At 61.6% G+C, this 11,098-nt stretch carries 10 protein-coding genes; 5 read left to right on the top strand and 5 right to left on the bottom strand.

What is annotated here, in order from left to right; translation table 11 throughout:
- Window positions 1-14: 14 nt before the first annotated feature.
- Together H7B90_RS21890 and H7B90_RS21895 are read right to left on the bottom strand one after the other, a co-directional pair.
- A complete protein-coding gene (locus tag H7B90_RS21890) occupies window positions 15-1,652 on the bottom strand; it encodes a response regulator (protein WP_185138029.1) in 1,638 nt (545 codons plus the stop codon).
- A complete protein-coding gene (locus H7B90_RS21895; protein WP_185138030.1) occupies window positions 1,624-3,411 on the bottom strand; it encodes a cache domain-containing sensor histidine kinase in 1,788 nt (595 codons plus the stop codon). Before H7B90_RS21895 ends, H7B90_RS21890 begins: the two co-directional genes overlap by 29 nt.
- A 423-nt stretch (window positions 3,412-3,834) precedes the next feature.
- On the opposite strand from H7B90_RS21895, the gene H7B90_RS21900 reads away from it, so the two are divergent.
- The 5 genes from H7B90_RS21900 to H7B90_RS21920 all read left to right on the top strand — a co-directional run bounded on the left by H7B90_RS21900 (window position 3,835) and on the right by H7B90_RS21920 (window position 7,452).
- Window positions 3,835-5,289 carry a glycosyltransferase family 4 protein gene (locus H7B90_RS21900; RefSeq protein WP_185138031.1) on the top strand — a complete coding sequence of 485 codons (1,455 nt, stop codon included), beginning with the start codon at window positions 3,835-3,837 and terminating at the stop codon, window positions 5,287-5,289.
- A gap of 148 nt (window positions 5,290-5,437) precedes the next feature.
- Window positions 5,438-5,896: an AraC family transcriptional regulator gene (locus H7B90_RS21905; RefSeq protein ID WP_185138032.1), complete on the top strand. Its 459-nt coding sequence runs from the start codon at window positions 5,438-5,440 to the stop codon at window positions 5,894-5,896.
- Window positions 5,897-6,051: 155 nt separating this feature from the next.
- Window positions 6,052-6,498 carry a hypothetical protein gene (locus tag H7B90_RS21910; protein WP_185138033.1) on the top strand — a complete coding sequence of 149 codons (447 nt, stop codon included), beginning with the start codon at window positions 6,052-6,054 and terminating at the stop codon, window positions 6,496-6,498.
- Between the two features lies 1 nt (window position 6,499).
- Window positions 6,500-6,733 (top strand): helix-turn-helix transcriptional regulator, encoded by a 234-nt coding sequence (locus H7B90_RS21915; protein ID WP_185138034.1) that lies wholly within the window; start codon window positions 6,500-6,502, stop codon window positions 6,731-6,733.
- Window positions 6,730-7,452 (top strand): DUF4386 domain-containing protein, encoded by a 723-nt coding sequence (locus H7B90_RS21920; RefSeq protein ID WP_185138035.1) that lies wholly within the window; start codon window positions 6,730-6,732, stop codon window positions 7,450-7,452. Before H7B90_RS21915 ends, H7B90_RS21920 begins: the two co-directional genes overlap by 4 nt.
- A gap of 132 nt (window positions 7,453-7,584) precedes the next feature.
- Here H7B90_RS21920 and H7B90_RS21925 read toward each other — a convergent pair whose 3' ends face one another.
- Genes H7B90_RS21925 through abc-f form a run of 3 tightly spaced genes read right to left on the bottom strand, consistent with a single transcriptional unit; the run spans window position 7,585 to window position 11,037 of the window.
- A complete protein-coding gene (locus H7B90_RS21925; RefSeq protein WP_185138036.1) occupies window positions 7,585-8,352 on the bottom strand; it encodes a nucleotidyltransferase domain-containing protein in 768 nt (255 codons plus the stop codon).
- Between the two features lie 13 nt (window positions 8,353-8,365).
- On the bottom strand, window positions 8,366-9,064 hold the full coding sequence (locus H7B90_RS21930) for a hypothetical protein (RefSeq protein WP_185138037.1): 699 nt from the start codon (window positions 9,062-9,064) through the stop codon (window positions 8,366-8,368).
- A gap of 53 nt (window positions 9,065-9,117) precedes the next feature.
- The gene (gene abc-f, locus H7B90_RS21935; protein ID WP_185138038.1) at window positions 9,118-11,037 is read right to left on the bottom strand and encodes a ribosomal protection-like ABC-F family protein; all 1,920 of its coding nucleotides are present in this window, start codon (window positions 11,035-11,037) and stop codon (window positions 9,118-9,120) included.
- Window positions 11,038-11,098 lie beyond the last annotated feature (61 nt).

The raw sequence follows: 11,098 nt of genomic DNA on the forward strand, positions 1-11,098 counted from the left end.
CCCCTCCGCCGTTCTCACGACTTCCCTTTGTCACTTTCCCGACTTTCGCCCGATGCACCCGGCTGTATCCGGGATTGCCGGTAATCGAGCGGGTTGACGCCCATATACTTCTTGAAGATACGGGAGAAGTGCGAGAAGTTCGCATACCCGATCCGGGCGGCGATCGCGCCTACGGAGAGGTCCGTGTTCGCCAGCAGCTCGGCGGCGATGCCAAGGCGCTGCTGCAGCAGATAATCCGAGATGGACAGACCGGTCTCCTTCTTGAAGACTCGCGTCAGATAATCCGGGTTGAGATACACGTGCCCGGCGATATCCTCCCTGGAGATGACCTCGGCCAAGCGCTCCCGGATGTAGGCCTTCGCCCGCTCTACGACGCTCGGCGCCTGTTCGAGCGAAGCGGCGAAGTCCAGCGACTTCCCGACGACATGGCGGATCCAGTTCAACGCGTCCTTGGCCGAGCGTCCGGCCCGCGCGTACAGGTCCGCCGACTGGCGATCGCCGAGCAACCGATGGGCTTGAATCCCTTGCACCTGCAGCACGTAATGAACCATCTGCTGGAAGTCCTGAATGAACAGCGTCAGAAGCTCCGGCGTCAGTCGGCCTTCCTTCACTTGCCGCAGGATGAAGCTCTCGGCTTCCCCGATCACCTTGTCCCGGGCCCCTTCCTTCAGCATGATGCCCCAGAGTCCCATATCCGGAAGCGTATAGGAGCAGGCGGGGACGGGAAGCTCGCCGAGGAAGGCGACGCGATCGTCGCTCGCGACGTTGTCGGCATCGAGCCGCAGCAGGCGCTGAAGCATGGCGGCCATCTCGTGTCCCCGGACCCGCTCGCCGATGTAGCAGGACACGTCGCATTGGAAGTACTCCCGGCAGGAGGCGATGTACGATTCGCACCGCCGCCGAAGCTCGACCGGATCGGGGGCTTCCTTCCCGCCGTTCAGGATGAACAGCATCGCGTCGTCCCCGGCGGGGATCAAGAGGCCGAGATCCGGCCGCTGCATAAGCGTCTCCTCGGCCGCCTTGCGCAGCGCGTATTCCATCGTCTTCTTGTCCCGGAGAGTGTACTCCTTGTACCAGCGGCGCATGCGCAGAAGGATCGGAAGGAACACGAGCTCCTCGGAATACGGAATGTTGCGCTCCCGGGCCGCCTGCCGGACGGCTTCCGCCCGCGCAGGGATGGCCTGGCTCAGAATGTCGAGCCAGAACCGCTCGATCAGCATCGGCTGATACTGGAGCCAGAACTTGCCGAACTGGCTGAATTCGCTTCGGTGCTCATCCTCGTCCAGCTTGCGGATCGCCTTGGCGAGGACGACCTTGAGCTCCTCGTATGGTATGGGCTTCAGCAGATAATCCAGACAGCCCAGCTGAATCGCCTGTCTCGCGTAATGGAAGTCGGCATGACAGGTCAGGAAGATCGTCTCGGTCCGGGGATGATGCCGACGCACCCATTCGAGCAGCTCGAGTCCCGTCCCCCTGGGCATCTCGATGTCGCACAGCAGAATATCGACCCGTTCCCGGCCGAACAGCTCCTTCGCTTGATCGACGCCGTAGGCGGCCATCACCCGGCCGATTCCGACGGACGGCCAGTCGACCCCCGACCTTAGGCCCTCCACGGCGATCGGTTCATCGTCCACGATCAGAATGCTCCGCATGGTCGGTTCCCTCCTTCGGCTCCGGGTCGGCGTTCAGCGGAATGGCCAACTCCGTCACCGCTCCGTGGGGATCGTCGTTGTAGCACTCCATCCAGGCCTTGTCCCCGTATTGCAGCTTCAATCGTTCCTTTATGCTCCAGAGACCGATGTGTTCTCCCCGCTCGTCGACCGGAACGCGGCCTTCGCGGATATCCGCGAGGGCCCGCTCGGAATAGCCTTCGCCGGTATCCCGGATCGCGATGCGCACCAACGGTTCCTCGGCCAGATCATCCAACTCGGCTTCGATCGCGAGCAGAATCGGCTCGTCCGGCTTGACGGCGTGCTTGATCGAATTCTCGACGACGGTCTGCAGCAAGAGCGGGGGGAGAGCGAACGTCTCCAGATACTCGGGGATCCGGATCTCGCTTCGGAACGTATTCGGGAACCTCATCTGTTGGATGCGCAGATAATGACGAATATGCCGGAGCTCGTCCCTTAGCGGCACCAGCGACGGATGGCTCTGGAACATGTAGCGGAAATAGCGCACCAGGTTCATCGTCATCTCCTGGATCGGCTCGAACTGCCTGACTTGCGCCAAGTTGTACAGGATGTTGAGCGAATTCATGAAAAAATGCGGGTTGACCCGCAGTTGGAGCTGCCTGAGCTCCGCCCGCTGCTTGCGCAATTGCTCCTCGTAGACGTGAATCTTGAGTTCCTGGATCTTCGAGATCATCGTGTTGAAGGTTCGGTTCGCGAGCCGAATCTCGTCCGGCGCGCGCGAGGAATCGATCCGGATATGGAGGTTGCCCTCGCCCATCAGCCGCATTGCGGCCACCATTCTCCGCAGCGGCAGCAGAATCGCCTGGCGCAGAGCGAAGAAGCCGAGCGGCAGCATGAGCAGCGCCAGCAGAATGACGATGCCGGCAGCCCTGGTCAGGTAGGGCAAATTCTCGAGAATGGAACGGTCGGGTATCGCGGCGGCCAGGCTGAACCCGCCCTTGGCCGAAGATTCCCCGACGATCAGATAATCGTCCTTCCGGCCGGAGAGGTAATAATTCCGGAATCCCCGCGTCAGATCCAGATCCTCGGCCTCGAGGCTCCTCGTCGCATGCAGCGCGCGTCCCCGATCGTCCACGAGCAGGACGGCGCCCGTCTCGCCGGTGCGCATTCCCTTGAGCGGCTCCAGCAGCGTGGAGGCCCTTACCCAGGCTCCGGCATACAGACCCCCGTCGCGAATGAGCCGAATCAGGACGTACTCTCCGCCCACTCGCCTCACCTTCCATGCGACGTTCTCGTATCGCGGCCGCTTGGCCAATTCGGAGACTTCGTCGTTCATCGTTCGGCGGATCCCCTCCAGCTCTTCGTAGGTTAGCCGGCCTTTATAAGCCTCCACGCCGTCGCGCCTTGCCAACGAATAGACGTAGAACCCGTCGAGGTAAGGGTAGACCGATAGATCGGATGTCAGCCGGCGGTAAACGGCGCTTCTCGCGAGAACATAGTCGTCCTCGGCCACCGGCTCGGCCATGGCCTGAACGTTCAGGTCGGTCGCCGTCAGCCCGGCGAGGTGGCGCTCCGCTTCCGTTAGTTGGTCGTCGATCTGCTTCATGTAGATGGAGATGAGATTCTTGTTCGAAGCGGCGACCTGGCTATGAATCACGTTCACGCTATAGGAATTGTTGTAGAGCAGCAGCCCGATCAGCGGAAGAGTAATGCCTAATAGGCCAAGCACGAGCTTGACCGGAATCGAATTCCACGGAATGGACGTCAGGCGCTTGAGCATTCGGGTACCCCCGATCGAAGAGATGATCTTATCATCATATCCCGGATTCGCGGGGATGCAATCCCTGTTCGGGCGAATCGGCCGGCGCTCTCCGAGGCCGGCCGTTCCTTAATAGGATACAGGACGCCGTCAGGATGGTCTATGCGTAACCCGACTACTCTCTTGCGCTTTGACGACAACTTCGGAGGAGCCGCGGGAAGTCGAACGATCGGTCCGGAATTCCGGCGGAAGCCCCTCGCCCGGGCGCGTAGGTTAAGGCGGCTTCGAAATCGATCCGCTTGGAGAGGAGAACGTGAACCGATAATCCTCGGAATCCGGAAAGCGGTACCCGAACGGATTGGACGTCTACCCAAGCATGGCCGCGCCGCAAACATAGGATGATCTAAGCTCGAATAGGCGATTCATCAGGAGGGAGGCTGCCTCGTGGTCCGGATCAGGAGACGCCGCGCGACGCGAACGGCCATCCGCCGCTCCCGCGCCAAGAGACCCCGGAGGAGCGGCATCAAGCCGGGAGGACGACGATCTTCCCGGGGACAGCCGAGACGGCCGGACAGCAAGCGAAGGGCGGGACAAAAGGTCGCAAACCGCGCCGAACGCTTCACCCCGGCGCCGGATCCCCATGTTTACGTTCCCCAGCCGAATAGCCGCCAAGCTTCCGGGGAACGGCTGAGCATTCTGTATCTGGTGCATGTCTTCTATCCGGAGTCCTTCACGGGAACGGAGAAGTTCGTGCTGAACATGGCCCGCTCGATGCAGGGCAAAGGACATCGCGTCAAGGTCGTCACCTGCGGCCAGACGGTCGCGGAAGACAGCCTGAACGCGATCGGGGACGTCGTCTGGAGCGAGTATGAAGGCGTTCCCGTGCTGGCGTACCGCCATCGACGGCTCGATCCGGCAGCGAGCTTCCAGATCGCGGACGCCAGCCTTCCCGCTTTTGCCGAGCATATCCTGGAACGCGAGCAGCCGTCGATCGTTCACATCGGCCATCCCTCGAGGGCTCTCGACTTCGCGCAAGCGGCGAAGCGGAGAGGCATCCCCTACGTGATCACGTTGACGGACTTCTGGATGGTCTGCCCCAAATCCCTCCTGCTTCGGGATAATCTTGAGCTGTGCTCCGGTCCCGAGGGCGGGGCCGCCTGCCTGGCCCATTGCGGGTTGGCGAACGTCTCGGAACGACTCGCGAATTACCTGCCTATTCTGGAATCGGCCAGCCGGCTGCTGTCTCCGTCCGCGTTCCTGGCCTCGATGGTAAGGAACGTTTATCCTTCGCTTCGCGTCGACGTGTTGAACCACGGCTTGCGCCCGGAATCGTTAGTCCCCAATACGAAGGTTTACGATAAACGTTCGCCCCTGACGCTCGTGTACGGAGGCTCGATTACCCGGCACAAAGGCGTTCATGTGCTGGTCCAGGCCATGTCGTGGGTCCCGTCCTCCAGGCTAAGGCTGCGGATATACGGTTCCGGAGATCCCGAGTACACGAACGCCGTGCGGGAGATGGCGTCCGCGGACCCGCGAATCGCGTTCTACGGACCGTATTCGGAGGCGGACATTCCGCGAATCTATCGGGAGAGCGACGTCGCCGTCGTCCCGTCGATCTGGTATGAGAACTATCCGTTCGCGCTGAACGAAGCGTTGGCGTCCCGCGTTCCCGCCCTCGTCTCCAATATCGGCGGGATGGCGGAAGCCGTTCGAGACGGCATCAACGGACTGACGTTCCAAGCAGGAAGCGCGCGGGATCTGGCCCGGCGGATCGAACGGCTCCTCAAGGCTCCCGCCCTTCTGAATTCGCTCAAGAGGAACCTCCGGAACACGCCGACGCGGACCGTCGAAGACGAGGCGTTCGCCTATGAGAACGTTTATTTCGCCCATGCCCTCTAATCGAGAGTATCTTGCGCTAACCGAGCAGAGCCCCCGGCGGATGCCGGAGGCTCTTCTTCTTGATTCAAAAAAAGGGATGAATTTCCTTTTATATCATGTTAGCCTACGAATTGTACCCAAACTACCCGTCAAAGGAATGGTGTTCACGATGCAAACGAGAGTCGAGACCCTGCCGAATTACCGCGTCGCCTACGTGCGGCAGACCGGTCCTTACGGACCCGCCAACGTTCAAGCCATGGAGAAGCTAAAGGGATGGGCCGCACGCCGAAATCTGCTCACCGAATCGGCCATCCTCCTCGGAGTCCCGCAGGACGACCCCGCCTCCACCCCGCCCGACGCCTGCCGATTCGACGCCTGCATCGTCCTCGCGGAAGACGATCCGGCCGACGAGACCGTCGCCGTCGCCGAGCTGCCCGGCGGAGAATACATGATCTGCCTGATCCGGCATACGGCCGAAGAGGTTCGAAGGGCATGGGCCGAGCTTATTCCGGCGATCCGAAGCGGCGGATATCGCATCAACGAAGGCAGGCCGATTCTCGAGCGGTATTCCGGGGAGATGATTCTCAATGAATGGTGCGAGATATGCGTCCCCCTAAAACTTTCATAACAAGCCGTTAAATCCTCATCCCCGTTCTCCCCGCGTTTCTCGTCCTTCGTCGGCCATCAATGTAAAATGTACTTTACATCGTGGATACTTTGTATTACATTATGTGCAGGACACTTTACTTCGATGCGGACGAGAACGCACGGGAGGAATCGATCATGACTTACCAGGAGAAGAAAAGCATTCTAAATTTGATCAGTGCAATCCTTATTTTCACCGTCTACTGCTTGTACAGGTACCCTCAGCATCCCGAAGGAGGGCTGGAGTCGGCCGACACCTTCCGCTATTGGGGCTCCTTCGTCCTCGTACTGACGGCGGTGACCCTCGTCGCGCACATTCTCATCAGCATCGTCTTCAACATCGTCTTCCGGATGACGACCGGGGAGAAGGAGCCGACGTTCGAGGACGAGCTCGATAAGCTCATCCGCTTGAAGTCGATCCGGAACTCGTTCGCCGTGTTCGTGCTCGGCTTCCTTCTGGCCATGGCCTCGCTGGTCGCAAGCGAGCCTTCGCCGCTCATGTTCATGATTCTGGTCGCTTCCGGATTCCTGTCCGACGTGACGGGCTCGCTATCCCGGCTTTATCACTATCGGAGAGGGGTCTAAGATGGGCAAAAATCTTGTCGGCAATCATATCCGAAGATTGCGGTTCAATCAGAACGAGATGACGCAGCAGCAATTGGCTGACAAGGCAGGAGTCACGAGACAGACGATCGTGTCCCTCGAGAAGGGGAACTACTCCCCGTCTCTGGAGCTGGCCTTCCGGATCGCCCGCGCCTTCGGGTTGCCGCTGGAAGAGGTATTCTATTACGAGGATAACGAGGGAGGCAACGCCCCATGAGTACGAACCAAGCCGCGAGAATAACGGGAGTCCTGTTCATTCTGGCCGCCGTATCGTCGATTGTCGGTCTTCTGCTGTACGGCCCGATCCTGAACGGAGACGACTATCTGAAGCAGGGGTCCGAACACGGGAATCAGATCGTGCTGGGAGCCGTCATGGAGTTGATTCTGGTCGTGTCGGCGGTCGGCACCGCGACGACGATGTTCCCGCTGCTGAGAAAATATAACGAGACGATCGCTCTCTGGCATGTCTGCTTCCGCTTCCTCGAGGCCGTCGTCATCACGATCGGCATCGTCGGGGTTCTGTCGCTGCTCACCTTGGGCCGCGAGTTCGCGGCGGGCGGGGCGCTCGACGCGGCCTCTTACCGGGCCGCGGGCACCTTGATGCATGGCGTGCACGACTGGACCTTCCTGCTCGGCCCCAACTTCATGCTCGGGATCAATACGATGATGTACAGTTATGTATTCTATCGGTCCAGGCTGCTGCCGAGGTTTATCCCTATCCTGGGGATGACGGGGGCCGCCCTTGTATTTGTCGCGGCGATGCTCGAGATGTTCGGCGTCTTCCCCCAAGTGTCGGCGTGGGGAGCGATCCTGTCGCTTCCGGTATTCGCCAACGAGATGACGCTGGCCGTATGGCTCCTCGCGAGAGGGTTCGATAAATCCGCGCTGGCTTCCCTGTCCTTGTCCAAAAGAAAAAGCGAAGCGCTTGCCGGATAAGCGCTCCGCCGGCGTGAACCGCGTATCGTGTCGCGTTTACAAGATCGCTCGCGCCGGACCTCTCCTGACGGAAGCCGAGGTCGTCGACGCGGAACACAGGATGGCTGCGGAGGCGGCATGCCGCCCCGCAGCTTATCCGTTCGGGGCCTTCGCGATCTCGTCCCGAATCTCCCGAATGACGGATTGGAGACGGGCAGGCTCCTCGGACAGGCTCGCGAATGAAGAACCCAGATGGGCGAGTCCCGCCCGTTGCACGATTCTTTTCTCGTTCAGAACCCACTCTCCCCGAGCCGCCAATCGCGCGTGGGATTCCTCGACGACCGCTCGGGCCAAGGCTCCCGCCGTGCCGATGGCATCGCCTCGGGCCGCGTACGCCCCCTCCGCATAGGAGAGATTGAGCAGCGCGGACTCGTGCCAGAAGTGATGCGCCTTCTCGCGAAGCAAGGCCGGATACTCGGGCTTGGGAAGAGAGCCGGCCAAGGTCCGTCCCAACGCCAGCTCCCCGACGATCGCGTAGGAGGGAATGCCGGCTAGGTAGAACGGAAGACGCTCGACGTGGAAGATCCCCCGCTCGGCCTCCTCCACATACCTCTCCGCTTCGTCCAGATCTCGGTAATGAACGTCGATCGGACGGTCCTCGACCTTCAGCCAAGCCCCTCCGTTCATAAGGCCGCCGCCCCATCCTCCGATCTCGGAGATGGTCCCTTCCCATCCCAATCGCCGAATGTCCTGGGGCTCGAAGCGCCCGCGATAATAGACGGCGAAGTCGAAGTCGCTGTCGGGACGGTGCTCGCCCGTCGCCCGGGACCCTCCGAGCATCACCGCCCGGACTCCGGGAACGGCCGCGAGCCGCTCCGCTATATGTTCGATCCACGATTGTTCCGGCTGATGGTTCCCCATCGGATCACCTCATTTATTTATTCCATCCTTCATTCGCTTGATGCGCGTCTCCTGCCGCTTCGCCGATGTAGTAGGCAAAGACGGTGTCGATCGGCTTGAAATACAGATGCCCGTCTTCCCACGGCTGAAAGTGCAAGTCCATCCGCGAGTCGCTCCAATTGTCGGGCGTCCCCTTGGTGCTCAGGCGTCCCGGCACTACGGGCTCCTCCGTCACGCTCGGGAACTCTTGATAGCCGAAGAGCAGGTTCTCGTGAATGCCGATGATCTCGTACTTCGGTCCGGGGAAGGCCCTCTCTTCCTGAAGCTGATAGTGGTAGTAAACGTAGCTCGCGACCTTCTCCGGCTTCAGATGCGCGACTCTCCCCGCCCTTCTCTCGACCGGGTGCTTGCGCAGCCAATGCTCGGCATCGGCCGGCTCGTTGAAGTGGAACACGTCGATCATCTCGATCCACTTCCGCGGCTCGCTTCGCCCCGGCCAATCCTTCAAGTACGGCTCCGCTTCCCCCGCGATCTCGTCGGGCTCCGCATGGCCGTCTATGGACTCGTAGTACAGGAACACGTTGTTCTTCCAGCTGAAGGCGGCAACCGTCATCAATCGGCCCCGCTTGACTTGATTCAGCGCCTGCGCTTCCCCGCTCCTCCGGAGCGCTTGCACGCCTTCCTCCTCTTGCCCGTCCTTCCACTCCGCCCGGTACATCCATCGCCGTATCATCGCCGCGCCTCGCCTCCTCTTCCTCGATTATGGGGGATCCGTCCATCCGTCGGTCATCCCTGTACTTCGACCCATCGCTCGATCAGCCGCTCCAGCCGTTCCCGGAGAGCCTCCCGCTCCGCCCAGGTTCTCTCCAATTCGGAGGCCGCTTCCGCCCTCGGCTCCCACTCTTCCATCCTGGCATCGAGCTCCGCCAGCCTCCGCTCCGCCTCCGCGATCTCCGCTTCGAGCTTCTCGCCGGCGCGGTCGTCTCGCTCGCCTCGCACCTCGGCTCGCGGGGTCCGATTCGGCTCGGGCCGCCGGGGCCGGGACCGCTCATCCGTCTCGCCGGCGATGGCCGCGGCCTTCCTCCGCGCGCTCTCGGCCTTGTAATCGTCGAAGCCGCCCAGGTAGACCGAGAGGCGCCCCCGGTCCAGCTCCCATATTTTCTGCGCCAACCGGTTAATGAGGTAGCGGTCGTGGGTGACGATCAGAATCGTCCCCGGGTAATCGTCCAGCGCCTCCTCGAGCGCCTCCCTCGAGGCGATGTCCATATGATTCGTCGGTTCGTCCAGAACGAGCAGGTTCGGCTTCCGGATCACGAGGAGCGCCAGCCGAAGGCGAGTCCATTCGCCGCCGGAGAGCAGGCCGACCGGCTTGAACACGTCCGCGCCGTAGAACAGATAGGCCGCCAGCCGGCCGCGGGCCTCCCCTTCTTCCATTCCGGCCTGCTCCCGGAAGTAGTCCAGCACGGACTGCTTCGGACGGTCCGGCAGCTGCTGCTGGGAGAGATACCCGACGTCGACCCGGGAGCCGAGCCGCGCTTCCCCGCCGTCCGCGGAGGTCTCCCCAAGCAGAAGCTTCAGAAGGGTCGACTTGCCGGAGCCGTTCTCCCCGATCAGCATCGCCCTCTCGCCGTAAAGAAGCTCTCCCGAGACTCCGTCCAGCACCGTCGCCGACCCGAATCGCTTCTTCACGTTCTCGAAGACGACGACCCGGTTCCCGGACCGTTCGGAAGGCCGGAGGTCGAACTCCGCCTCCTTCCGGTCGATCGCGGGACGCTTCAGCTTCTCCATCCGGTCCAGCGCCCGCTGCATGGAAGCCGCTCTCCGGAAGAACTTCCCGTTATCGCCGATTCTTCCCCATTCCATCAGCTGCTTGATCGTCTCGCGCATCTTCTTGATCTTCTTCTGCTGCTCCTGGTATTCGGCGAACTGCCGGAGCAGCAGCTCTTCCTTCTCCTTCGCGTAGCGGCTATAGTTGCCGTGGAACACGGTCGACTCCCCGTCTTCGAGCTCGACGATCTTCGAGACGACACGGTCGAGGAAGTAGCGGTCGTGGGAGACGATCAGGCAAGCTCCGGGGTACTTGAGCAGATAGTCCTCCAGCCATTCCACGGCGCCCATGTCCAGATGATTCGTCGGCTCGTCGAGCAGCAGAAGCTCGGGCTCCCGCAGAAGCTGCGAGGCGAGACCGACCTTCGTCTTCTCCCCTCCGGACAACGAAGCGTATTCCCGGGAATCCCATTCCCGGGGGATGCGCAAGCCTTCGGCAACCTGGTCGATCCGGGCGTCGAGCTCGTAGCCCCCGTCCCGCTCGAAGCGTTCCTGCAGCTTGGCGTACTCCGCGAGCAGCGCCTCCAGCCGTTCCGGGCTCAGGTCCGGCGACGCCATCGCCGCTTCGAGCTCCTCCATCCGCTTCCGGCAGTCGAGCAGCTCCCGGAAGCCCCAGGCCAGCACGTCGCGGACGGTCTGGCCCGCCTCCATGGCCGGCATCTGCTCGAGATAGCCGATGCGGGCGTCCTTGCGGACGGCCAGCAGTCCTTCGTCCGGGCCGTCCCGCTTGGCGATCATGCGCAGCAGGGTCGTCTTGCCGCACCCGTTGCGCCCGACGAGCCCCGCCTTCTCGCCGTGATGCAGCTCGAAGGTCACGTTCTCCAGCACGAGCTGGGCGGCGTTGTATTTTTTAACGTTCTGGCAATTTATCGTTAACATGAGGGTTCCTCCTTGAGCGGAGACCCTACCCATGCTTCGGATTCTAGAGTAAAGGGCTGAA

The organism is Cohnella xylanilytica (assembly GCF_014212175.1).
GTDB classification, from domain to species: Bacteria; Bacillota; Bacilli; order Paenibacillales; family Paenibacillaceae; genus Cohnella; species Cohnella xylanilytica.